The 23,833-nt window shown below is 50.6% G+C and carries 20 protein-coding genes; 17 read left to right on the top strand and 3 right to left on the bottom strand.

Annotated features, from left to right (window positions below; translation table 11 throughout):
• Nucleotides 1–57 precede the first annotated feature (57 nt).
• The 13 genes from DFR60_RS07245 (at nucleotide 58) to DFR60_RS07190 (ending at nucleotide 16,648) form a co-directional block, all read left to right on the top strand.
• Complete coding sequence (locus DFR60_RS07245) at nucleotides 58–531, top strand: rhodanese-like domain-containing protein (RefSeq protein WP_110322293.1); 474 nt, start codon at nucleotides 58–60, stop codon at nucleotides 529–531.
• Between the two features lie 28 nt (nucleotides 532–559).
• Nucleotides 560–1,936 (top strand): FAD-dependent oxidoreductase, encoded by a 1,377-nt coding sequence (locus DFR60_RS07240; RefSeq protein WP_110322531.1) that lies wholly within the window; start codon nucleotides 560–562, stop codon nucleotides 1,934–1,936.
• 190 nt (nucleotides 1,937–2,126) lie between these two features.
• Entirely contained in the window at nucleotides 2,127–2,978 is an 852-nt protein-coding gene (gene licT, locus DFR60_RS07235; RefSeq protein ID WP_110322292.1) for a BglG family transcription antiterminator LicT, read from the top strand.
• A 122-nt stretch (nucleotides 2,979–3,100) separates the two neighbouring features.
• Nucleotides 3,101–5,053 carry a beta-glucoside-specific PTS transporter subunit IIABC gene (locus DFR60_RS07230; protein ID WP_110322291.1) on the top strand — a complete coding sequence of 651 codons (1,953 nt, stop codon included), beginning with the start codon at nucleotides 3,101–3,103 and terminating at the stop codon, nucleotides 5,051–5,053.
• Between the two features lie 19 nt (nucleotides 5,054–5,072).
• On the top strand, nucleotides 5,073–6,509 hold the full coding sequence (locus tag DFR60_RS07225) for a 6-phospho-beta-glucosidase (protein ID WP_110322290.1): 1,437 nt from the start codon (nucleotides 5,073–5,075) through the stop codon (nucleotides 6,507–6,509).
• A gap of 138 nt (nucleotides 6,510–6,647) precedes the next feature.
• On the top strand, nucleotides 6,648–6,803 hold the full coding sequence (locus DFR60_RS30295; protein WP_167437540.1) for a hypothetical protein: 156 nt from the start codon (nucleotides 6,648–6,650) through the stop codon (nucleotides 6,801–6,803).
• Between the two features lie 86 nt (nucleotides 6,804–6,889).
• Nucleotides 6,890–10,003: an isoleucine--tRNA ligase gene (gene ileS, locus DFR60_RS07220; protein WP_110322289.1), complete on the top strand. Its 3,114-nt coding sequence runs from the start codon at nucleotides 6,890–6,892 to the stop codon at nucleotides 10,001–10,003.
• Nucleotides 10,004–10,055: 52 nt separating this feature from the next.
• The gene (locus DFR60_RS07215) at nucleotides 10,056–12,521 is read left to right on the top strand and encodes a glycogen/starch/alpha-glucan phosphorylase (RefSeq protein ID WP_110322288.1); all 2,466 of its coding nucleotides are present in this window, start codon (nucleotides 10,056–10,058) and stop codon (nucleotides 12,519–12,521) included.
• A gap of 172 nt (nucleotides 12,522–12,693) precedes the next feature.
• A complete protein-coding gene (locus tag DFR60_RS07210) occupies nucleotides 12,694–13,242 on the top strand; it encodes a rod shape-determining protein (protein ID WP_110322287.1) in 549 nt (182 codons plus the stop codon).
• Between the two features lie 21 nt (nucleotides 13,243–13,263).
• Entirely contained in the window at nucleotides 13,264–14,184 is a 921-nt protein-coding gene (locus tag DFR60_RS07205; RefSeq protein ID WP_110322286.1) for a SpoIID/LytB domain-containing protein, read from the top strand.
• 40 nt (nucleotides 14,185–14,224) lie between these two features.
• Nucleotides 14,225–14,992 (top strand): M23 family metallopeptidase, encoded by a 768-nt coding sequence (locus DFR60_RS07200; RefSeq protein WP_002602938.1) that lies wholly within the window; start codon nucleotides 14,225–14,227, stop codon nucleotides 14,990–14,992.
• A 173-nt stretch (nucleotides 14,993–15,165) separates the two neighbouring features.
• Nucleotides 15,166–15,762: a lactate utilization protein gene (locus DFR60_RS07195; RefSeq protein ID WP_110322285.1), complete on the top strand. Its 597-nt coding sequence runs from the start codon at nucleotides 15,166–15,168 to the stop codon at nucleotides 15,760–15,762.
• 421 nt (nucleotides 15,763–16,183) lie between these two features.
• Entirely contained in the window at nucleotides 16,184–16,648 is a 465-nt protein-coding gene (locus DFR60_RS07190; RefSeq protein WP_110322284.1) for a CBS domain-containing protein, read from the top strand.
• 195 nt (nucleotides 16,649–16,843) lie between these two features.
• Here DFR60_RS07190 and DFR60_RS07185 read toward each other — a convergent pair whose 3' ends face one another.
• From DFR60_RS07185 to DFR60_RS07175, 3 genes are all read right to left on the bottom strand, one after another.
• Nucleotides 16,844–18,220: a GGDEF domain-containing phosphodiesterase gene (locus DFR60_RS07185; RefSeq protein WP_110322283.1), complete on the bottom strand. Its 1,377-nt coding sequence runs from the start codon at nucleotides 18,218–18,220 to the stop codon at nucleotides 16,844–16,846.
• Between the two features lie 385 nt (nucleotides 18,221–18,605).
• On the bottom strand, nucleotides 18,606–19,367 hold the full coding sequence (locus DFR60_RS07180) for a sulfite exporter TauE/SafE family protein (RefSeq protein ID WP_110322282.1): 762 nt from the start codon (nucleotides 19,365–19,367) through the stop codon (nucleotides 18,606–18,608).
• A 187-nt stretch (nucleotides 19,368–19,554) separates the two neighbouring features.
• On the bottom strand, nucleotides 19,555–19,980 hold the full coding sequence (locus DFR60_RS07175; RefSeq protein WP_110322281.1) for a MarR family winged helix-turn-helix transcriptional regulator: 426 nt from the start codon (nucleotides 19,978–19,980) through the stop codon (nucleotides 19,555–19,557).
• Between the two features lie 297 nt (nucleotides 19,981–20,277).
• Between DFR60_RS07175 and DFR60_RS07170 the strand changes: the two genes are divergently transcribed.
• The 4 genes from DFR60_RS07170 to DFR60_RS07155 are packed head-to-tail and all read left to right on the top strand — an operon-like array spanning nucleotide 20,278 to nucleotide 23,656.
• A complete protein-coding gene (locus DFR60_RS07170) occupies nucleotides 20,278–21,612 on the top strand; it encodes an FAD-dependent oxidoreductase (protein ID WP_110322280.1) in 1,335 nt (444 codons plus the stop codon).
• A gap of 39 nt (nucleotides 21,613–21,651) precedes the next feature.
• On the top strand, nucleotides 21,652–22,782 hold the full coding sequence (locus DFR60_RS31135) for a spore coat associated protein CotJA (protein WP_146218583.1): 1,131 nt from the start codon (nucleotides 21,652–21,654) through the stop codon (nucleotides 22,780–22,782).
• Nucleotides 22,782–23,048, top strand: coding sequence for a spore coat protein CotJB (locus DFR60_RS07160; protein ID WP_002602947.1), 267 nt, complete (start codon nucleotides 22,782–22,784; stop codon nucleotides 23,046–23,048). Before DFR60_RS31135 ends, DFR60_RS07160 begins: the two co-directional genes overlap by 1 nt.
• Nucleotides 23,048–23,656, top strand: coding sequence for a manganese catalase family protein (locus DFR60_RS07155; protein ID WP_110322278.1), 609 nt, complete (start codon nucleotides 23,048–23,050; stop codon nucleotides 23,654–23,656). Before DFR60_RS07160 ends, DFR60_RS07155 begins: the two co-directional genes overlap by 1 nt.
• Nucleotides 23,657–23,833: the final 177 nt, after the last annotated feature.

The raw sequence follows: 23,833 nt of genomic DNA, 5'->3' as shown, positions 1-23,833 counted from the left end.
GATATTATTACAGTATAAGAACTGAAACAAAAAAAGTTACAGAATGGAGCGGACGAGATGATAACAGGGAAATATTTGATTACGGCGGGAATCGCAGCTGCGGTTTTAGCACTGACGGCGTGTTCGGGCGGCCAGGGGAGTGCTTCCGGCAAGGAGACACAGAAGACGACGGCGCAGAAAGCGGAGGCTGGTGCGGAGGCCCAGACTTCACAGTATGTTAAGTTTAAGCCGGAAGAGGCAAAGGAAGTTATGGATTCGGACGATGCACTCATCGTGGTGGATGTAAGAACTCCGGAGGAGTATGCGGACAGCCGGATTGGTGATGCGATTAACATTCCGGTGGAAGACATCGGAGAGGAGATGCCGGAGGAGCTTCCGGATCCGGATGCGAAGATTATGGTCTACTGCCGAAGCGGCGTGAGAAGTAAAAACGCGGCGGAGAAGCTGCTGGGCCTTGGTTATAAGAATATTATTGATATAGGCGGTATTAAGGACTGGCCCTATGAGACCGTGTCTGGTGATGAAAAATAAAAATGGAGATAAGAAAGGAAGTTTCGAGATGAAAAAGTATGATGCGGTTATTATAGGATTTGGCAAAGGCGGTAAGACTCTGGCGGGAAAGCTGGCTGGTGAGGGAAAGGCGGTAGCGCTGATTGAGAAATCGGATAAAATGTATGGCGGTACCTGCATCAATGTGGGATGTATTCCCTCCAAGTCTCTGGTGAGAAGTTCCCAGATGACGGAAGCAAAGGGAGAGATCTCTTTTGAGGAAAAGGCGGAATTATACAAGACAGCTGTTGAGGAAAAGAAACGCGTTACTTCCCTGCTTCGAAAAAAGAATTTTGACAAGCTGAATAATCTGGAAGCGGTGACCATTTATAACGGAACTGCCAGCTTCCTTTCCAATACACAGGTAAGTGTAGTGCCGGCAGACGGTTCGGAGGCGTTTACTTTAGAGGGAGATCAGATCTTTATCAATACGGGAAGTGCTCCGTTTGTACCGCCGATTGAGGGAATAGAAGGCAATCCCCAGGTTTATTTAAGTGAGACTTTTATGGATCTGGAGAAGCTTCCGAAGAAGCTGGTTATCATTGGCGGCGGCTATATAGGACTGGAGTTTTCGTCCATGTATTCCGGATTTGGCTCTGAGGTGACGGTCATTCAGAACGAGGCACGCCTGATTCCGAGAGAGGATGAAGATATCGCGGCCGAGATTCAGAAGGTTCTGGAAGAAAAGGGCGTTAAATTTGTGATTGGCGCGGCTGTTTCCGGGATCCGAAAAGAAGGGGACTGGTCTTACGTCCATTACTCCGTCGATGGAAAAGAGGGAGATCTGGAGGCGGACGCGATTCTGGTCGCTACAGGAAGAAGACCTAATACGGCGGGATTAAATCTGGAAGCGGCAGGCGTGGAATTGACGGCCCGCGGCGGCGTCAAGGTAGACGACGGCTATAAGACGACGGCTCCGAATATCTGGGCCATGGGAGATGTGGCCGGAGGACTTCAGTTCACCTACGTTTCCCTGGATGATTTCAGGATCGTGTGGTCCAGTCTTCACGGCGGGGCATATAATGCCAATGCGGGCAAGAGAAGCCATATTCCGTACAGCGTTTTCATTGAACCATCCTTCTCAAGGGTCGGTATGAATGAGCAGGAAGCGCGGGGGGCCGGTCTGGATGTGAAGATCGCCAAACTGCCGGCGGCCGCGATTCCGAAGGCTGCTGTCTTAAACAGAACCAAAGGTCTCTTAAAGGCAGTGATTGATGCAAAGACGAATAAGATATTAGGCGCGATGCTGTTCTGTGAGGAATCTTATGAGATGATCAATATCGTGAAGCTGGCCATGGATCTCGATGCGGACTACACGGTACTGAGGGATCAGATTTATACGCATCCGACGATGAGCGAGGCGCTTAATGACTTGTTTGCGGTCTGACAAAAACTGGTCTGACGAAACTGAAAAAAGCGCTTGACAAATTATGTTTTTTCATATATCTTTGAGTTAAGGATAGTTATTGCTTCGGGCAAGCTTGACCTTGTATGATCGGATTTGAGTGGCAGCCGCCATTCTTATTGATGATGCAAGGTCTTTTTTATTTCTAAAATGAATCGGAAGGGGGATTTCGATGATCTTTAAGAAGAGACTGAACAACAATGCAGTCATTGCGGAGGACGAAAAAGGGCGCGAGAAGATACTGGTGGGATGCGGGCTTGGGTTTCAGAAAAAGGAAGGCTCCGAGGTGGAGGAGCAGAAGATCGAAAAGATTTTTTCTCTGGAGGACGCCGGGCAGAGGGAGCAGCTGAAGGAGCTGCTGCAGGAGATTCCTGTGGAACACGTGAAGTTGGCGGACGATGTGCTCTCCTATGCAAGAGTTCATGTGAACAGTAAGATCAGCACGAACGTCATCATTCCGCTGTGCGACCATATTTACATGGCAGTGGAACGGAAGAAACAGGGGATCGATGTGAAAAATGTTCTGTTGTGGGATATCAGGCGGTATTATCCCGCGGAGTATGATACAGGACTCTATGCGCTGCGCTGTGTGAAGGAGCGGTTTCATGTAAAGCTGGAGGAAGATGAAGCGGGCTTTATTGCCCTTCATATTGTGAACGCGCAGATGAATTTAAAGCAGAAGTCGGTCCATGAGATCACCACCGTCATGCAGGAAATCGAGACAATCGTCCGCATGACCTGTAAAATCAAGCTGGACGCGGAATCTGTCTATTACCACCGCTTCATTACGCATTTGAAATTTTTCGCGGAGCGGATGTTTTCCGGAAAAACGTATGAGGACCAGGAGGCGGCGGCGCTGGCGGAGGTGATCCGGGCGCAGTATCAGGAAGCTTACCAGTGCGGCAGGAAGATTGCCGATTTTATGGGGGATAAATACCATTATACGCTGAGTGAAGAAGAGATTCTTTATCTGAGTATTCACATTGCAAGGATTGTTTCTGTCTCGCGGAAACCGCGGGTATGATTCATAAAAGGAAGGGAGGAAAGCCCATAAGACATAGCGTGATATTTCATTAAGGGCAGTTACATTCAGTTGGCTCGACCTTCAGATTTCAAACAAAAAAATAGAAAGATGGAGGAAATGTAATGGGAAAATATGAAGAACTGGCAAGAGAGATTGTCAAACACGTGGGAGGCAGAGACAATGTTACCGGACTTACCCACTGCATCACAAGACTGCGTTTTAAGCTGGCGGACGAAGCTGCGGCCAATGATGAAGCGTTAAAGAACATGGAAGGCGTGGTCACAGTCATGAAGAGCGGCGGCCAGTATCAGGTGGTGATCGGAAATCACGTGGGAGAGGTCTACGAGGATGTCTGCCCGCTTCTCGATCTGGAGAAACGGGAGGAGACGGCAAAGCCGGAGAAGAAAGAGAAACTGTTTGACCGGTTTGTGGATACGATCTCCGGTATTTTCCAGCCGATTCTGGGAATTATGGCGGCTTGTGGTATGGTGAAGGGGCTGAACACGCTGTTTGCGGTGCTGGGATTATATCCCGACACGTGCGGCGGATACTTAATCATCAATGCGGTAGGGGACGCGCTGTTTACCTTCCTTCCGCTGTTCCTGGGTTATACCTCCGCAAAGAAGTTTGGCTTAAAGCCTATGCTGGGGCTGGCAATCGGCGCAATCATGTGCTATCCGGCGATTCAGGGGGGAAGTATTTCCGCTTCCATGGCTCCGCTCTACACGCTGTTTGAGGGGACGCTGTTTGAATCTCCTGTGTATATCACATTCTTTGGGCTTCCGGTAATCTCCATGGATTATACCTCCACGGTGATTCCTGTTATTTTTATCGTATACTTTGCGTCGAAATGTGAGAAGCTGTTCAATAAGTTTGTACCCGATCTGGTCAAGTTTTTCTTTGTGCCGATGCTGACGCTTTTAGTGGCGCTTCCGGCGGGATTTCTGGTTATCGGTCCGGTTGCCACCTTTGCATCCACGATTATCGCGGAGACAGTACTTACAATCAGAAGCTTTTCACCTATGCTGGCAGGAGCCATCGTTGGATTTACCTGGCAGATCCTGGTTATCTTCGGCCTGCACTGGGGATTTATTCCGGTCTATATCAACAATATCATGACCATGGGCTACGACAACGTGATGATGCCGTTCTTTGCCTGTACCTTTGCGACATCGGCCGTGGTTCTGGCTATCTTCATCAAGACAAAGGACAGAAAACTGAAGGAAATGGCACTGCCCAACTTTATTTCCGGTATTTTCGGGGTGACGGAGCCTGCGATCTACGGAATTACACTGCCGCTTAAGAAGCCATTTATCATCAGCTGTATTGCAGGCGGAATCGGCGGAGGCTTCTACGGTTTCTTCAATTTTAGAAAATTTATGATGGGCGGAATGGGAATCTTTGAGTTTCCGGCGATGGTGGAGCCGGACGGTTCCATGGGTAACCTGATCGTGGCTGTGACCGGGGCCCTTCTGACCATGGTGATCGCGTTCGTTATGACGATGATTGTCTATAAAGATAAGAAGAAAGAGGATTCTGCTGAGGCCAGCAGAATCTACAGTGACAGTGCAGACCAGGGAACGGCTGACAACATCCCAGAATTCGCATCTAACGAGTTCCTGACCATTATGAGTCCCATGAAGGGTGCTGTTATTGATTTAAAAGATGTAAAAGACAGCGCGTTCGCCTCCGGAATCCTTGGAAAGGGGATTGCTGTTCTTCCAGAGGAAGGTCTGGTGGTGTCACCGGTGGACGGAACGGTTGTGACCATTTTCCCGACGCTCCATGCGCTTGGAATTCTGTCGGACGAAGGGACGGAGATTCTGATCCACATCGGACTGGATACGGTGCAGCTGGATGGAAAGGGCTTTGAGGCTGCAGCGAAGCAGGGCGACCATGTGAAGGCAGGACAGCCGCTGATGCGGTTCGATATGGAGCTGATCCGGGAGGCCGGGTTCCTGCTGGAGACGCCGGTTCTGATCAGCAATTATGGGAATTACCAGTCGGTGGAAGCCATTGTGAAGGCCGATGACGCGGTGGAGTATCAGGAACCGCTTTTGCGGATCGTTAAATAACCGGAAAGGAGATCGGAAAATGGGACTGAGTAAAGATTTCCTCTGGGGAGGCGCCACTGCGGCAAACCAGTGCGAGGGCGGCTGGCAGGAGGACGGAAGAGGACTCTCCAATGTGGACGTGTGCCCGGCAGGACCGGACCGTGAAGCAGTGATACGGGGAGAGCACGTATCGCTTGTCTGCGACGGGGAGCACCGGTATCCCTCTCACGAGGCCATTGACATGTTTCACCATTTCCGGGAGGACATACGCCTCTTCGGCGAGATGGGCTTTAAAGTCTACCGCATGAGTATTGCGTGGACGAGGATATTTCCCGGAGGGGAGGAAGAGGAGCCAAACGAGGCGGGGCTGCGGTTCTATGAGGAGGTGTTCCGGACGTGTCACGAATACGGCATTGAGCCGCTGGTGACCATCTGTCACTTTGACTGTCCAGTGCATTTAATCGAGAAGTACGGCGGATGGCGGAGCAGGGAGATGATCGGCTTCTATTTGAAACTCTGCCGCACGCTGTTTGTCCGCTACCGGGAGCTGGTGCGATACTGGCTGACCTTTAACGAGATCAATATGATTCTGCACGCTCCGTTCCTGGGCGCGGGACTTCTGTTTCAGGACGGGGACGAGAGGGAAAAACTGAAATACCAGGCCGCTCATCATGAACTGATTGCCAGCGCCCTGGCGGTGCAGATGGCACACGAAATTAATCCGGAGAACAGAGTCGGCTGTATGTTTGCGGCGGGGAGCGTCTATCCGTACAGCTGCAGGCCGGAGGATGTGTGGGAAGCACTGAAAAAGGACCGCGAGAACTATTTCTTCGTCGATGTGCAGGCCAGAGGGGAGTATCCGGCCTATGCAGCGAGAGCGCTTGAACGGGAGGGACTTATGCCTGTGATGGAAGACGGGGACAAGAGGATATTGAAGACGGGGACGGTGGACTTTATCTCCTTTTCCTATTATAACAGCCGCTGTGTCTCTACGGCAGACAGCGCGGAATCGGCGGAGGGCAATCTTTTTGCCTCTGCGAAAAATCCGTATCTGACGTACAGCGAATGGGGCTGGCCGATCGATCCCCTGGGACTTCGGATCACCTTAAACCAGATCTATGACAGGTATGAGAAACCGCTGTTTATCGTGGAAAATGGTCTGGGAGCACAGGATTTTCCAGACGAAAACGGAAACGTTGCAGACGACTGCCGGATCGATTATTTAAAGCGGCATATATGCGCCATGATGGATGCCGTGGAGCTGGACGGCGTGGATTTACTCGGCTACACGGCGTGGGCGCCCATCGATTTGGTGAGCGCCGGCAGCGGACAGATGAAGAAGCGATACGGCTTCATCCATGTGGATCTGGACGACGAAGGCAATGGAACGGGAAAGAGGATGAGGAAGAAGTCGTTCGAATGGTATCAAAAAGTAATAGGGACCAATGGGGAGTGGGCCCGTTACGGGGCAGAATGACGAAAATACGCCACAGATGCCCGAAATTTCGTCTTTTACTTGACATTTCCTCCCATAATATCTATAATGAGAGGACATATAAGGCATAACCTGCCATTATATTATAGGAAAAAAGACGATGAAAGAGACAGTAGGACCGTGGGAAATCCAAAGCGAGCCAGGGAGGGTGAAAGCCTGGTGAGAGTAGTCATGGGACCGAATATCACTCTGGAGTCTCCGGCTGAAAGCTGTGTAAGCAGTAAGCCAGGACGTGATTCCTACGTTACAGGGAACGCATATGTCAGTATGCTGTAATAGGTGGTTTAGCGAAGCACGGCCTTCGTCCTGATTACGGGACGAAGGCCTTCTTTTTTTACTATTCATAAAGGAGGTCAAAAGAGATGTATAACAAAGTTCCTACAGATCTAAATTTTGTAGCGAGAGAAAAAGAAGTTGAAAAATTCTGGGAAGATCACGAGATTTTCCAGAAGAGCATCGATAACAGAAAAAAGGCTGAAACCTATACCTTCTATGACGGCCCTCCAACCGCCAACGGAAAACCTCATATCGGCCATGTCCTTACCCGTGTCATCAAGGATATGATCCCGAGATACCGTACCATGAAGGGATGCGACGTGCCGAGAAAGGCCGGATGGGATACCCACGGACTTCCAGTCGAACTGGAAGTGGAGAAGATGCTGGGGCTCGACGGCAAGGAGCAGATCGAGGAATACGGTCTCGAGCCATTTATCAAGCACTGCAAGGAAAGCGTATGGAAGTACAAGGGCATGTGGGAGGATTTCTCCAAGACCGTCGGCTTCTGGGCTGATATGGATGATCCGTACGTTACCTATGAGAACTACTATATCGAGTCCGAGTGGTGGGCTCTTAAGCAGATCTGGGAAAAGGGCCTGTTATACAAAGGCTTTAAGATCGTTCCCTACTGTCCGCGCTGCGGAACGCCGCTGTCCAGCCACGAGGTGGCACAGGGCTACAAGGATGTGAAAGAACGCTCCGCTATCGCCAGATTCAAGGTGAAGGGCGAGGACGCTTATATACTGGCGTGGACGACCACACCGTGGACGCTTCCTTCCAACGTGGCGCTCTGTGTGAATCCGAACGAGTCCTATGTGAAGGTGAAAAACGGAGAATATACGTACTATCTTGCGGAAGCTTTGTGTGATACGGTTCTGAATAGTGAATACACTGTACTGGAGCGCTACACCGGAAAGGATCTGGAGTTCAAGGAGTACGAGCCGCTGTTTGATTTCGTACATCCGGCGAAGAAGGCATTCTATGTGACCTGCGATACGTACGTAACGCTGACAGACGGTACCGGCGTCGTTCATATCGCTCCGGCATTCGGTGAAGACGACTCCAAGGTTGGTAAGAAATACGATCTTCCTTTCGTTCAGCTGGTGGATTCCAAGGGCGAGATGACGAAGGAGACGAAATGGGAGGGCACCTTCTGTAAGAAGGCCGATCCGCTGGTTTTAAAGGATCTGGAAGAGCGGGGCTTACTGTTCTCTGCATCGGTATTTGAGCACAGCTATCCGCATTGCTGGAGATGTGACACGCCTCTCATCTATTATGCGAGAGAATCCTGGTTCATCAAGATGACCGAGGTGAAGGAAGACTTAATCCGCAACAATAACACCATCAACTGGATCCCGGAGAGCATCGGTAAGGGACGCTTCGGCGACTGGCTGGAGAATGTTCAGGACTGGGGCATCAGCCGGAACCGTTACTGGGGTACTCCTTTAAACGTATGGGAGTGTGAGTGCGGCCACCAGCATTCTATCGGAAGCATCGAGGAATTAAAGTCCATGTCTCCTGACTGCCCCGAGACAATCGAACTTCACCGCCCATACATCGACGCGGTGACCATCACCTGCCCGAAGTGCGGGAAGCAGATGAAGAGAGTTCCGGAGGTAATCGACTGCTGGTTCGATTCCGGTTCCATGCCATTTGCGCAGCACCACTATCCATTTGAGAATAAAGAGCTGTTTGAGCAGCAGTTCCCGGCGGATTTCATCTCCGAAGCTGTGGATCAGACGAGAGGATGGTTCTATTCTCTGCTGGCTATCTCAACGCTGATCTTTAACAAGGCGCCATATAAGAACGTTATCGTTCTGGGCCACGTACAGGATGAGAATGGACAGAAGATGTCGAAGTCCAAGGGCAACGCGGTTGATCCGTTCCAGGCTCTGGATGAATTCGGCGCAGACGCCATCCGCTGGTATTTTTATATCAACAGTGCGCCGTGGCTGCCGAACCGCTTTCATGGCAAGGCCGTAATGGAAGGCCAGCGCAAGTTTATGGGTACTTTATGGAATACGTACGCTTTCTTTGTTCTCTATGCAAATATTGACGAATTTGATGCAGCAAAATACAAACTGGAATACGATAAGCTTCCGGTTATGGATAAATGGCTTCTGTCGAAGTTAAATACTTTAATCAAGACCGTGGACGCCAATCTGGGTAATTACCAGATCCCGGAGGCGGCCAGAGCACTTCAGGAGTTTGTGGATGACATGAGCAACTGGTATGTGAGAAGAAGCCGTGAGCGTTTCTGGGCAAAGGGCATGGAACAGGATAAGATCAATGCCTATATGACCCTTTATACCGCGCTTGTGACCGTCAGCAAGGTGGCAGCGCCGATGATTCCGTTTATGACGGAACAGATCTATCAGAATCTGGTGTGCAATATCGATAAGACAGCGCCGGAGAGCATCCATTTATGCGATTATCCGGCAGCGGATGAATCCTGCATCGATGAGAAGCTGGAAGACAACATGGACGAGGTCTTAAAGATCGTAGTTATGGGCCGTGCGGCCAGAAATACGGCGAATATCAAGAACCGCCAGCCGATCGGCCGGATGTTCGTGAAGGCGCCTCATGAGCTCTCCGTATTCTATCAGGAGATCATCGAGGATGAACTGAATGTAAAGACAGTTGTCTTTACAGACGATGTCCGCGACTTCACCAGCTACAGCTTTAAGCCGCAGTTAAAGACTGTCGGACCAAAATATGGAAAACAGTTAAACAACATCAGAAAGGCCCTTTCCGAGGTGGACGGCAACACCGCCATGGATACTTTGAATGAAAAGGGCGCCCTCACGTTCGACTTTGACGGCAGCGAGGTGGTTCTGACGAAGGAAGATTTACTGATCGATACGGCTCAGATGGAGGGCTACGTATCGGAAGGTGATAATACCGTTACGGTTGTGCTTGACACGAACCTGACACCAAAACTGATCGAGGAAGGCTTTGTCCGCGAGTTGATCAGCAAGATTCAGACGATGCGTAAGGAAGCCGGCTTTGAGGTTATGGACCATATCCTCATCACCAGCGAAGGCAATGAGAAGATTGCCGGAATCTTTGGCGCGCACGGCGAAGAAATAAAGAGCGAGGTCCTCGCAGAAGGCATCACACCGGGTAAGGCAGCGGGATATACGAAGGAATGGAACATCAATGGTGAGAATGTCACTCTGGGCGTTGAAAAAGTTCAGTAATACGAGGCTAGGATTCTCTCAGATTGAAATAACCGATAGGAGGTCATTCACAATGAGTATGGGATTTGATAAAGAAACCTTTAAGAAAAGCGTTATTTATAACGTAAAAAACGTATTCCGCAAGACGATCGATGAGGCTACCCCGGAGCAGGCGTTCCAGGCAGTTGCCTACGCAGTAAAGGATGTCATCATCGATGAGTGGATTGCAACCCACAAGGAGTATGAGAAGCAGGATGCGAAAACCCTGTACTATCTCTCCATGGAGTTTTTAATGGGCCGTGCCCTTGGAAACAATATCATCAATATCATGGCGCTGCCGGAAGTGAAGGAAGTTTTAGATGAACTTGGCTTCGATTTAAACGCCATCGAGGATCAGGAGCCGGATCCGGCTCTCGGCAACGGCGGCCTCGGCCGTCTTGCCGCCTGCTTCTTAGATTCCCTGGCGACGCTGGGCTATCCGGCATACGGCTGCGGCATCCGTTACCGTTACGGTATGTTCAAGCAGAAGATTGAAAATGGATATCAGATGGAAGTTCCGGATGACTGGTTAAAGAACGGCTATCCGTTCGAGGTACGCCGTGCCGAGTATGCGACGGAGGTAAAATTCGGCGGTTACGTGAGAACTGTCTGGGAGAACGGCAGAGAGCATTTCGTTCAGGAGGGATATCAGTCCGTCCGCGCCGTTCCCTACGACATGCCGATCGTCGGCTACGGCAACAATGTGGTGAATACGCTGCGAATCTGGGATGCGGAGGCAATCAATACCTTCAGTCTGGATTCCTTCGACAAGGGAGACTACCAGAAGGCAGTGGAGCAGGAAAACTTGGCGAAAACCATTGTCGAGGTTCTGTATCCTAACGACAACCACTACGCAGGAAAGGAACTCCGATTAAAACAGCAGTACTTTTTCATTTCTGCCAGCGTTCAGAGAGCGGTTAAGAAGTATATGGAAAAGCATGAGGATATTCATAAATTCTTCGAGAAGACAGTGTTCCAGTTAAACGATACCCATCCCACCGTGGCTGTGCCGGAATTAATGCGTATCCTGTTGGATGAGTTTAACCTGACCTGGGATGAGGCATGGGCAGTGACGACGAAGACGTGTGCCTACACGAATCACACCATCATGTCCGAGGCTCTGGAAAAATGGCCGATCGAGCTGTTCTCCAGACTGCTGCCGAGAATCTACCAGATCGTGGAGGAGATCAACCGCCGCTTTGTGGAGCAGATTCAGCAGATGTATCCGGGCAACCAGGATAAGATCCGCAAGATGGCCATCATTTACGACGGCCAGGTGCGCATGGCCAACTTAGCCATCGTCGGCGGATTCTCCGTCAACGGCGTTGCAAGGCTGCACACCGAGATATTAAAGAAGGAAGAGCTGCGTGACTTCTATGAGATGATGCCGCAGAAATTCAATAATAAGACCAACGGCATCACACAGAGGCGTTTCCTGCTTCACGGCAATCCGCTGTTAGCTGAATGGGTGACTGGAAAGATCGGAAGCGAATGGATCACCAATCTGCCTCATATCCACCGTCTGGCGGTATACGCAGATGATCCGAAGTGCCAGCAGGAGTTCATGGACATCAAGTACCAGAACAAGGTCCGTCTGGCCAAATACATCAAGGAACACAACGGAATCGACGTGGACCCGCGCTCGATCTTCGATGTTCAGGTAAAGCGCCTTCACGAGTATAAGCGCCAGCTGATGAACATTCTTCATGTGATCTATTTATACAACCAGCTGAAGGATAATCCCAACCTGGATATGGTTCCGAGAACCTTTATCTTCGGCGCCAAGGCGGCGGCCGGATATAAGAGGGCGAAACTGACCATTAAGCTGATCAATTCTGTGGCAGATGTAATCAATAACGACAAATCCATCGACGGAAAGATCAAGGTGGTGTTCATCGAGGACTATAAGGTGTCCAATGCGGAGATCATTTTCGCGGCGGCCGACGTCAGCGAGCAGATTTCTACGGCCAGCAAGGAAGCATCCGGTACCGGAAATATGAAGTTTATGTTAAACGGTGCGCTGACCCTGGGAACCATGGACGGCGCCAATGTGGAGATTGTGGAAGAGGTTGGAGCCGAGAATGCCTTTATCTTCGGTATGACCTCCGACGAGGTGATCGGCTACGAGAACAAGGGCGGATATAATCCGATGGAGATTTTTAACAATAATTACCAGATCCGCCGCGTTCTGATGCAGCTGATCAACGGCTACTTCGCTCCGCAGGATCCTGAGCTGTTCCGTGACATTTATAATTCTCTCCTGAATACGCAGAGCAGCGACCGCGCAGATACGTACTTCATCTTAAAGGATTTCCCGTCCTATGCGGAAGCGCAGCAGAAGGTCGATCAGGCTTACCGCAATGAGACCTGGTGGGCAAAAGCGGCTATTCTGAATGTGGCCTGCAGCGGTAAATTCACCTCAGACCGTACGATCGAGGAGTATGTAAACGACATCTGGCATCTGGAAAAGGTGAAGGTAGAAATAGAAGCAAATCAGTAAGGCAGTGCAGAATAAGCGCTTAAGAGAATTACGGTGGGAAAATGCAGCGAGAAGCGCCGTCGGCAGGACGGAACAGCGGGCGGCATTTTCCCGCCGTTTTGCTTTTGAGTGCCGCCTGCGGCGGGGATTTGATGAGCATTCTTGATTTGAAAAGAGGAAAACGGGGGAGAATATGACAGAGAGTACAGTCGGAAAACGGGGATTTGAACCGTCGAAAATAATGATTTACGTGAAAAACAGAGGTATTGTGCTGGAAGAATCATCCATGGCTCTTGTAAACAGGGATACCGGACTGATTATAGCCATGGGAAATGAGGCGGAGGAGGCGATGGAGGCTCCGCCGACTCCTGCTGTCGCCGTCAATGCGCTGCGGAGGGGAATCGTTGCCTATTTCACATTATCTGCAAATATGTTCCGTTATTATTTGCACCGGGCTCTGGGGTACGATCACTCCTTTGTGAAGCGTCTGATCGGTATCACCATAAAAAAGCCGCGGATTGCAGTGTGCGTGCCGGAGGAACTGACGGAGGTGGAGGAAAAGGCATTTTCAGAAGCCTTTTACCAGGCGGGGGCGAAAAAGGTGTATCTCAGTGGTCTGCCACTGGAAAACGCCGTAACCTCTCTGGGAAAACAGTGCTCCGTGTTTGTGGGAATCACGTGGAGTGGGAAGGAAAAGGAACGTTTCTGCATAAACGAGAATTGTCCGCATAGAATTTTTTAAAGGAACTTGCGGAGGTTTTTGGTGGCAAAAAAAGTTGTAATGATATGCGTCATGGCCTTGCTGCTTCCATATATAATAACCCTGGCATGGACAGGCAGAATCGAGGAAAAGAAGCAGGTACCGCTCATTACCAGCGGAAAAAAAGTGATTCTGGACCGGAAAAACGGGGAATCCTATATGGACGTGGAAGAGTATCTGCCCGGAGTTGTGGCAAAGCAGATTCCGGCCGAGTATGGGAAGGAAGCGCTGCGGGCGCAGGCTGTGATTGCCAGGACGTTTATTTACCAGAAGATGAACGGTCAGGACGAGGTGAAGGAATCGGAGCTTCATATGGAATATCTGGAGGAGAAGCAGATGGAGTCCATGTGGGGAAGCGAGTCCTTTGTGACGTATTTTCAGGCGGTGGAAGAGGCCGTGCGCTCGACGGCAGGCGAGGTGATCACCTATGACGGCAAGCTCATTGAGCCGCTGTTTCACCGGGCCAGCACCGGGATGACGAGAACCGGAGATGAGAGCCATCCGTATTTGCAGGCGGTGGCCAGCAAACGCGATGTGGAGGCGGAAGGCTACCTGACCATGATGACCTGGAGCAAGGAAGATTTTGCCGGCAGGATTAATCAGATCGCCGACAGCGTGCCTGTTGATGCAGGCCAGCTTCCTCAGTCCATTCAGATCATCGTCCGAGACGACGGCGGTTACGTGGGACAGATTCAGATCGGTACAAAGGTGTATACCGGAGAGGAGGTCCAGTATGCGCTGGGGCTGCCGTCTCCATCCTATACGCTGGAGGAATACGACGGCGGAATCCGGGCGGTCTGCCAGGGTGTGGGCCACGGTTACGGGCTCAGCCAGTACGGTGCGAAGTGTATGGCGGAGGAGGGAAAGACCGCGGAAGAGATTCTTGGATTTTTTTATAAAAATATTGTTCTGATTTCTGAATAACTCTTTCTCCTTTGGTAAGAATATTACCGAGGTGATAAACGTGAAAGAGAAAATGAGTCAATTGTTCAAGGATAAAGTATTCCTTGTCCTGTTGGTTTTAGGCCTGCTGACTATAGTAGCTGCGGCAGGAGTCATTACCATTCAAAGAGGAAACAATGACGGCCAGAGTCCATATCTTGAAGTTCCGGACCAGAAGGGTGTCATTGCAGAAGAGACGATACCACAGGAAAACCAGGTAGCAGTTGCCGGTGATTCCAACGCTGAGCAGAATCTGGATGCGGATACACAGGTTGCTGATTCCGCCAAGGCTACAGCGAAAGCAGAGACAGAAGCAGAAACCCCGGCGGTTAAGGCCGGAGCGGAAAAGGAGGCGGCCGCAGCGCTTGTCCTCAATTTTAACGATGCAACAAAGATGGCATGGCCGGTATCAGGAAATGTCATTCTGGATTACAGCATGGAGTCCACTATCTATTTCCCGACTCTTGATCAGTATAAATGTAATCCGGGCATCGTCATTCAGGGCGCCGTGAGCACACCGGTCGTAGCACCTGCAAACGCAAAAATCCAGGAGATCGGTTCTAATGAAGAACTGGGCAATTACGTCATTCTCAACATGGGAAATGACTATACGGCTGTCTGCGGCCAGTTAAAGGAACTGCAGGTAGTGGAAAATGAATATGTCGCTCAGGGCGACGTTCTGGGCTATGTGGCCGAACCTACGAAATATTATTCGATTGAAGGCGCGAACTTATACTTCGAGCTGGAGCACGAGAATCATCCGGTAGATCCGCTGGATTTCATGCAGTGAGAGCGTGCGGACCGGGCTATACCATACGGTGAAGAAAAGAAGGCAGGGCAGAAGGCTTATTGAAGTTTTCTGTTCTGTTTTTTTGTGTAAATGGAGATGGGGATGTGGTATAATGAAAATGAGGTTTGTGAGCGGCATTTTTATGTGTGGCAGTCAGGGAAAGGAGAAAAATAATGAATTACGATGTACTGAAGAAGAATTTTGAAAAGCATGGATTTCATACTGCATATTTCGAGACAGGGGAGGAAGCGGCTTCCTACATAAAAGAGATGGTGAAGGGGAAGGCGGTGGCACTGGGAGGCAGTGTGACGCTGCAGGAGATAAAACTGAATGAGGTTCTGGACGGGGAGTGTGCGCTGACCTGGCACTGGCTGGAGCCAGGGGCAGAGACGCTTAAGAAGGCGAAGCAGGCAGAGGTCTATATCTGCAGTGCCAACGGGGTATCCGAAACAGGGGAGATCGTCAATATCGACGGGACCGGCAACCGTGTCTCCATGACAATCTACGGGCCTCAGAAGGTGTACTATCTGGTAGGCAGAAACAAGATTTCGCCCGATATGCACAGTGCACTTATGCGTGCAAAGAACGTGGCGGCGCCGAAAAATGCGCTGCGTCTGAACCGGAAGACGCCCTGTGCGGCGAATGGAGGGGACCGCTGCTACGACTGCAACAGTCCGGAACGCATCTGCAGAGCGACTGTCATCCAGGATCGCCCCTGTAACGGTGTGGAGGCGGAAGTCGTGTTTATCAACGAGGATCTGGGATACTAAAAGTAACAGTTCAGCCCTCGCTTCCGGCTGTCGCGGTCCTTCCCGGCGCTTTCGTTTCCCGGACCTTTCCTGTGACTTTGCAGGGGAGAGGAGAGTCCCCCTCATTACATTCGGCGGATTAGTTAGCAGTTCTTAATGCGCAGAATTTTTCGTTCAGGGGGAATCCCCACCTGTCTGAGCGCAGCGAGTTTGGGGATTTTCACTGGTTTTTAGAAAAATCCTGCACATTTAGAAATGCTTATGCCCGAAACCGGAACAGGAAAGGTCCGGGAAACGAAAGCGCCGGGAAGGACCGCGACAGCCGGAAGTGAGGGCTGAACTGTTACTACTAAAATGTTATAAAAAAATAATAATTTGTTCATATGTGAACTAAGGTAATATGCTATAATAAAGACGAAAATAATGTGACGGGAGTGCGGCTATGAACATATTGTTTTTTTTAACACCAAAGTGTGAAGTGGCATATATTTATGAGGACGAGACTCTGCGGCAGGCCCTTGAGAAGATGGAGTATCACAAGTACTCCGCGGTACCGATTATCAGCAAAACGGGAAGATACATTGGAACCATCACAGAGGGCGATATGCTCTGGGGAATCAAGAATAAGTTTAATTTAAGCTTAAAGGAGGCCGAGCGCGTAACCGTGGCGGCGATCGACCGGAGACTGGACAACCGTCCGGTATATGCCAACTCCAACATGGAAGATTTAATCGACAAGGCGCTGAACCAAAACTTTGTTCCCGTGGTAGATGACCAGAAGAATTTCATCGGAATCATCACCAGAAAGGACATTATTCGCTATTACTACGATAAGTCCCAGGAATGCAGTCAGGCGACACAGGCCTGTCGGAACGCGGGAGAGAAGGCACGGCTGGTGCTGGGATAGGAATTATGAAAAGGAATCTCGGATAGGAATTAAGGATAGGAATTAAGGATATATGGCGTTTACGTACTGCGGCAGGAAGTGAGTAATGGCACAGGAGATAAAACGTAAATAGTACCAGAGTGTAAAACGCCTGTCGGCGGGAACGGTTACTTCTGTAACTGGTGTTTCCTGGCGGCAGGCGTTTTTTATGTGTGTTTATGCTCTTGTCATTTTTTCTTTCTCTTCGTTTAGCAGAGAGATGGAATCGGCAAAGGTATTGTCGATCACTTTAAGCAACGTGTCCTGCTCCAGAGTCGGGGAGTAGTAAAAACCCTGCTGGTAGTCGCAACCGGCGTTCGTCAGGATATTCACCTGATTCTCGGTTTCCACACCTTCTGCGATGATGTTTAAATCCAGGTCCTTGGCGATGTGGATCAGTCCTTCAATCACGCAGCGCGACTTCGGGTTCGTCTCCAGCTGCCATACGAATAAACGCTCCAGCTTCAGCGTGTTGACCGGAAGCTCCAGGATGGTGGCTACGCCGGAATATCCGGAACCGAATTCATTTAACACCAGCTCTACGCCCATGTCGGACAGTTCCTGCAGCATGATGTTGATGTTTAAGTATGCTGTGGTTAGGGCGCTTTCCTGGATCTCGATGGCAAGCTTGCCCTTGGGGATCTGGTAGGTGTCGATGACGCGTCTGACCTCATCCAGAAAATCTTCCTGCAAAAAGAGGATAGAAGATATCGGGAGAGCGATGGAATCGAATTCCTTGCCTGCCTCGGTGAGCTTTGCGATACACTGGCCCACTTTATCCAGGGCGAAATATTCGAGGGAGCGGATCTGGCCGGAGTCTTCAGCGATTGGAAGAACCTCGCTGGCTCCGATGAGTCCCAGCCCCTTGATGAAGATGCGCATATAAAACTCTGCGCGGCTGAACTTTCCGGTCTCCATATTAAGCGTCGGGCGGTAACGGACCTCAATCTCTTCTTTTTCAATGGCGGTCTTCAAGTATAATGCGATGGTGTGGCGGCGAAGCAGCTGCTTCTGAAGCGTACTGTCGAACATAATGGCCTGGTTCGGTCCGCCTTCTTCCGCTCTTAAGACTGCCAGGTCGAGACATTTTAACAGCTCGTCCGGCGTCGCGGCGTGTCCGGGATAGGAGCACATACCCATCTGTACGGAACAGAGGCAGTCCGTTCCGTTCACTTTCCAGGCGTGATCAAACTGTTCGGCGATCTCTTCTGCAAGATCGGACGCCTGTCCCTGTGAATACTGGTCGAGGATCATGATGTATTCCACACCGATGTAGTGATAAACAGGTTTTCCTGTCTTTTCTTTTAAATAGGCGAGAATCTGGCTTAAAAGGTTCTCACAGTAATCGTAACCGAATACCTGATTCAGTCGTTTGAAATTCTCTATGTATACTTTTAATACAACTCCGCGGTCTGCGGGCGTATCCATGACTTCCGACAGATGCCGGTAGCATGCGTCACGTTCCAACTTGCTTTCTTCCGCCCTTTCTGTGATCACGGGCTCGGATTCCGCCGGTGACGGAGTGGGGATTGTCTTCTTTTGAAACCAACTCATGTGGTCTGCCTCCTGTTTTTGCAATTATTAACTTCATTGTAGTATAAAACAGGCGTGAAATCAAGGAGGATTTCGGTAAATATTGAACCTACTGTAACAGTTCGGCCTTCGCTCCCGGCTGCCACTGCCCGGCCCGGTGCTCTCGGTTCCCAGACCTTTCCAGTGACTTTGCAGGATATTAGCAGTTCTTAATGGGCAGAATTTTTCGTTCAGGGGAAATCCCCACCTGTCTGAGCGCAGCGAGTTTGGGGATTTTCACGGGTTTTTAGAAAAATCCTGTACATTTAGAAATGCTTATGCCCGAAACCGGAACTGGAAAGGTCTGGGAACCGAGAGCACCGGGCCGGGCAGTGGCAGCCGGGAGCGAAGGCTAAACTGTTACAGCCTACTTTACGAGAAGCATGACAGCTCCCAGCAGAAACAGAATAACGCCGGTCAACCGGTTCAAAAGTTTTGGATCTGCTTTGTTTGCGAATACGGCGGCGATTCGGGCAAACAGGAAGGTAAACAGGATACAGAGTACGAGCAGGAACAGATCCGGCATGCCGCCGATGGCAAAATGAGAGAGGGACCCGGTCAAAGCCGTGAACGTCATGATAAATACGCTGGTTCCGACGGCGGTCTTTAATTCATATCCCAGCACGCTCGTCAGCAGCAGAAGCATCATCATACCGCCGCCTGCGCCGATAAATCCACAGATGAAACCGACCACAATGCCGCTCAGTATGGACTGGATCAGCTTTTGCCGCATGGTCTTGGAGGCCTGTGCGTCTTTGGTCGTGAGGACCGGTCTCACTATGAATTTAATGCCCAGAAGCATGGTGAGGAAGACGGAAGCGTTCCCCATGGCGTGATTGGGAACCAGGGAGGAGATGTAGCTTCCAATCAGGGTGAAGATTAAGACAGCGGCCATCATCACGATACCGTTTCGGATATCGAGGTTTTTGTGTTTTCCGTAGGTGTAGGCCGATACGGCGCTGGCGAGAACGTCGCTGGCCAGAGCGATGCCGATCGCCTGATAGGCAGGGACTCCTAAAAATGTGATGAGCATGGGACTGATGACGGCCGCCGCACTCATTCCGGCAAAGCCTGTGCCGAAGCCGGCTCCGAGGCCTGCAAACAGACATACAATGATTTTTACTAACATGGTAAGACCTTCTTTTCTCTTGTTTTCTTGTTTATTCCCGCGGGCAATGAGCTAAGTGCGAGTCCTGCATGAGCCTTTGGCGACTGCTGCGAGGGTCAAATACTCTGCTGCTCACGGCGCTTCAAATACCCTGCTGCTTACGGTGCTTCAAGTTTGATGCCTCTGTTTCTAGCTGCGGGAGATTTGATTACGTTTGTTTCAGATTATCCATCATCCGTTTTAAAAGATCAGAGAACATCTGCCGTTCTTCCTCTGAAATCCCACGGTTCAGCCGTTTGAAGAAATCCTCCTGCGTCCGTTTTAAATCCCGGGCGACAGGGGCGGCGGCGTCTGTCAGCTTTAAATGAATTTTTCTGCGGTCGGCGGTGTCCTCGTGACTCTCCAGGTATCCCAGGCCGGTCAGCGACTCTACGGAAGCCGATACCCCTGATTTAGCCAGCATGCGGAAATAGGAAATGTCCTTTGCTGTATCGTAATCCGGGTTATTGTAGAGAAATAGAATAATGTCGGCATCCATCAGCGATAAATGGTGCCGTGTAGCTGCGGTCTGAATGACCTGATTATAAATCTTGTGAAAGGACTTTGCTCCGGATAAAATATCGCGAGTCTCCATATGATTCACCTCTTTTTCTTTGGATTTCCGCGAGCAGCCAGCCGGGTGCCAGGCTGTTTGAATGAGCATTTGGCTGGCTGTTCGAGCATTTGGCGACTGCCGCGTGGGTCAAATACCCTGCCGCATGCAACGGAGTATTTGACTGATAGAGTAACAGTTGTAATTGGTTTTAAAATGAACTGTTCTTTTTAGAACTATATCAAACTGTTCTGGCTTTGTCAATAGAAATACAGGTGAAGGAGAAAAGGAAGAAGTAAATTTCAGGATATCGGGGAATGATAACCATGAGGTGAAAATATGAAATCAATCTGGACACAAACAACGAAAATACCTGGAAGAAATCCGCTTCCTGGTAATAAGAAAACAGAAGTTGCAGTAATCGGAGCCGGACTCTTTGGTATTCTTGCGGCCCATTATCTGAAGGAACAGGGAAAAGAAGTGATTGTGCTGGAGACCAACCGGATCGGAAGCGGCCAGTCGGGATATACGACTGCGAAAATTACATCCCAGCATAACCTGATTTACCAGAAGCTTGTAAACACAATGGGGGAGAAGCATGCCGCCGCTTACGCCATGGCGAACCAGCAGGCTATTCGGGATTATGAGAAGTTAATTGACAGATACCGCATTGCATGCCACTTTGAGAAGAAGGATGCCTATTTATTTTCGGTTAATGAGTCGGAAATTTTGAGGCAGGAGGCGGACTGTGCCGCCCGATGCGGCATACCGGCTTCCTTTGTCCGGGAGACGGAGCTTCCGTTTCCTGTTCACGGTGCGGTGCGTTTTGCAGATCAGGCACAGTTTCACCCGCTGGAGTTCATCGAAGCGCTCTCCGGGGATTTAACGGTCTATGAGCGGACGACTGTCCGTGAGGTGAAGGGGCATGAGATTATCACGAACAGAGGTGTGGTAAAGGCGGCTCACATTGTATTTGCGTGTCATTTTCCATTTGTAAATATTCCGGGTTTCTATTTTCTGCGGATGTATCAGGAAAAGAGCTATGTGATGGCACTAGGGCCTGTAAAGGAGCTGGAGGGAATGTATCTGGGGATTGATAAAAACTCCTATTCCTTCCGGAGCGCGGGGGATACACTTCTTTTGGGCCATGGAAGCCATCGGACTGGAAAGTGTCCGAAAAAGAATCCTTACGAAGAGATGCGGCGGTTGAGAGAACATTTTTATCCGAACACGGAGGAATACGGACGATGGTCGGCCGAGGACTGCATGAGTGTGGACAGTGTGCCTTACATCGGCCATTTCTCCGGCGTGCTTGCAGACTGGTACGTGGCAACGGGATTTGGAAAATGGGGCATGACGACATCAATGGCTGCGGCCAGGATCGTGACAGCGCAGATTATGGGAAGAAGGACGCCGTATGACGAGGTATTTACTCCGCAGCGGTTCAGGCCCAAAGCGGCGGCGTCCACATTTCTTTCCCATGCCGGTTATTCTGCGGCCGGACTCATGAGTGGCGCTATGACAAAGGTTCCCCGATGTCCTCATCTGGGCTGTAGGCTTGTATATAATCGGATGGACGGGCGCTATGAGTGCCCCTGCCACGGATCACAATTTGAACAAAATGGAAAAATATGCGTTGGCCCTGCACAAGAAAGCCTTCCTTTCATAAATTGATATTAGAAACTCATCATATTGAAAGGAGTATTTCATCCTATGGATTGTTATACGAAACAAAGATGTCCTGGCTGCCAGCCAGTGCCGCAGGGCGCTAAAGGCCGTCAGGATGTTCCAATGGGCCCAGGCCCGGTGATCCGCCCGGATCTTCCTCTGGGATCCGGCCCGGCCGTTCGCCACGATTCGGCGACGCAGCCGAATATGCCGATGGGGCCAGGACCGGCGATGCCGCCGGAGATGCCGATGGGGCGCGGAGGCGCAACACAGCCGAATATGCCGATGGGGCGCGGGGGAGCGACGCAGCCGAATATGCCGATGGGGCCGGGGCCAGCGATGCCTCCGGAGATGCCAATGGGGCGTGGAGGAGTGACACAGCCGAATATGCCGATGGGACCAGGGCCGGAGATGCCGCCGAATATCCCGGCAGGATGTGGACCTAACATGCGTTCGGAGATGCCGATGGGACCAGGGCCGGTGATGCCGCCGAATATGCCGATGGGGCGTGGACCAGCAATGCCGCCGAATATGCCGATGGGTCGTGGATCGATGATGCAGCCGGAAATGCCGATGGGGCGCGAATCGATGATGCAGCCGGAAATGCCCATGGATCGCGGATCGATGATGCAGCCGGAAATGCCGATGGGGCGCGGATCGATGATGCAGCCGGAAATGCCCATGGATCGCGGATCGATGATGCAGCCGGAAATGCCGATGGGGCGTGGAGTTATGCCGCAGCCGGAGATGCCGATGGGGCGCGGATCGATGATGCAGCCGGAAATGCCGATGAGGCGCGGATCGATGATGCAGCCGGAAATGCCAATGGGACGCGGAGTTATGCCGCAGCCGGAGATGCCGATGGGGCGTGGAACTATGCCGCAGCCGGAAATGCCAATGGGCCGTGGTGCAATGCCGCAGTCGAATGCACCGATGGACTCAGGTACGGTCGCTCGCCGGGAGGTAATGTCAGGCCGTGAATCAGTCGTTCGCCCAGAAATGCCGACGAATTCCGGTTCTATGAATTCATCCTGTGATATCGATCAGTTTCCGGTAGGCATGACATACGTTCCGTGGCAACGCTGGCAGCAGGTCTATCCGGTTGAAAAAGCAATGAACAGAGGGACAATTTTCCCGGATCTGGATAAACCGTTTTCCATGGGGAGGTGCAGATAATGGCAAATACCGATATGAACTGCAGCGCTCTGCTCCAAGCAGTCTATGAGGCGAGCTTCGCTATGGACGATGTGATTCTCTATTTGGATACTCATCCCAGTGATCAGGATGCGCTGAATTACTACCAATATGTATCAGATTTACGGAAACAGGCAATGGATGCCTATGAGGCTCAGTGCGGCCCGCTGATGTTTGACGAAGTCCGGTCCGATAATTACTGGACCTGGGTCAACAATCCGTGGCCTTGGGAAGGAGAGTGCGGCTGATGTGGAGATATGAAAAAAGATTACAGTATCCGGTAAATATTACAACACCGAATCCGAAGATGGCGACGTTTATTATGAGTCAGTATGGTGGCCCAGACGGCGAAATGGGTGCCTCCATGCGCTACTTATCCCAGCGCTACGCCATGCCATATAAGGAGTGCAAGGGACTCCTCACGGATATCGGAACAGAGGAACTCGCTCATCTTGAGATTGTAGCGACGATCGTTCATCAGCTCACCAGGAACTTAACGCCGGAGCAGATTGTGGAATCAGGCTTTGGGCCTTATTATATTGATCACACCACAGGGATCTGGCCGCAGGCTGCAGGCGGAATTCCGTTTAATGCCTGCGAGTTTCAGTCGAAAGGCGATCCGATTACCGATCTGGTAGAGGATATGGCGGCGGAACAGAAGGCCCGGAGCACCTACGACAATATTCTGCGCGTAGTGAAGGATCCGGAGGTCTGTGACCCAATCCGTTACTTAAGGGAAAGAGAAGTGGTGCATTTCCAGAGATTTGGAGAAGCGCTGCGGATTACCCAGGATAATTTAGACAGTAAGAATTTTTATGCTTTTAATCCCAGCTTTGATGTAAAGAATAATTGCTGATAAAAAGGGAGGGGCCGGCAAGAGGGGGATTCTTGCCGGCCAGAGTATGAAAAAAAGTTTTGTTTGGTTTTTCTCTGTTACATGTATTACTATACATGGAATATGTGAAGAATTTTTGATGAAATTATGAAAAAAATGTGTACATTTGAATTGGGACAAGTATCAGGATAGCAGTTG

Source organism: Hungatella effluvii (genome assembly GCF_003201875.1).
GTDB lineage: Bacteria > Bacillota > Clostridia > Lachnospirales > Lachnospiraceae > Hungatella > Hungatella effluvii.
The sequence above is the reverse complement of the archived record's forward strand: the minus strand, read 5'-3'. Positions and strand labels throughout refer to the sequence as shown.

Excerpts from the sequence above, each read along its gene's own strand:
- DFR60_RS07245 (WP_110322293.1), top strand. The coding sequence starts at position 58 with ATGATAACAGGGAAATATTTGATTACGGCGGGAATCGCAGCTGCGGTT.
- DFR60_RS07240 (WP_110322531.1), top strand. The coding sequence starts at position 560 with ATGAAAAAGTATGATGCGGTTATTATAGGATTTGGCAAAGGCGGTAAG.
- licT (WP_110322292.1), top strand. The coding sequence starts at position 2,127 with ATGATCTTTAAGAAGAGACTGAACAACAATGCAGTCATTGCGGAGGAC.
- DFR60_RS07230 (WP_110322291.1), top strand. The coding sequence starts at position 3,101 with ATGGGAAAATATGAAGAACTGGCAAGAGAGATTGTCAAACACGTGGGA.
- DFR60_RS07225 (WP_110322290.1), top strand. The coding sequence starts at position 5,073 with ATGGGACTGAGTAAAGATTTCCTCTGGGGAGGCGCCACTGCGGCAAAC.
- ileS (WP_110322289.1), top strand. The coding sequence starts at position 6,890 with ATGTATAACAAAGTTCCTACAGATCTAAATTTTGTAGCGAGAGAAAAA.
- DFR60_RS07215 (WP_110322288.1), top strand. The coding sequence starts at position 10,056 with ATGAGTATGGGATTTGATAAAGAAACCTTTAAGAAAAGCGTTATTTAT.
- DFR60_RS07210 (WP_110322287.1), top strand. The coding sequence starts at position 12,694 with ATGACAGAGAGTACAGTCGGAAAACGGGGATTTGAACCGTCGAAAATA.
- DFR60_RS07195 (WP_110322285.1), top strand. The coding sequence starts at position 15,166 with ATGAATTACGATGTACTGAAGAAGAATTTTGAAAAGCATGGATTTCAT.
- DFR60_RS07190 (WP_110322284.1), top strand. The coding sequence starts at position 16,184 with ATGAACATATTGTTTTTTTTAACACCAAAGTGTGAAGTGGCATATATT.
- DFR60_RS07185 (WP_110322283.1), bottom strand. The coding sequence starts at position 18,220 with ATGAGTTGGTTTCAAAAGAAGACAATCCCCACTCCGTCACCGGCGGAA.
- DFR60_RS07180 (WP_110322282.1), bottom strand. The coding sequence starts at position 19,367 with ATGTTAGTAAAAATCATTGTATGTCTGTTTGCAGGCCTCGGAGCCGGC.
- DFR60_RS07175 (WP_110322281.1), bottom strand. The coding sequence starts at position 19,980 with ATGGAGACTCGCGATATTTTATCCGGAGCAAAGTCCTTTCACAAGATT.
- DFR60_RS07170 (WP_110322280.1), top strand. The coding sequence starts at position 20,278 with ATGAAATCAATCTGGACACAAACAACGAAAATACCTGGAAGAAATCCG.
- DFR60_RS31135 (WP_146218583.1), top strand. The coding sequence starts at position 21,652 with ATGGATTGTTATACGAAACAAAGATGTCCTGGCTGCCAGCCAGTGCCG.
- DFR60_RS07160 (WP_002602947.1), top strand. The coding sequence starts at position 22,782 with ATGGCAAATACCGATATGAACTGCAGCGCTCTGCTCCAAGCAGTCTAT.
- DFR60_RS07155 (WP_110322278.1), top strand. The coding sequence starts at position 23,048 with ATGTGGAGATATGAAAAAAGATTACAGTATCCGGTAAATATTACAACA.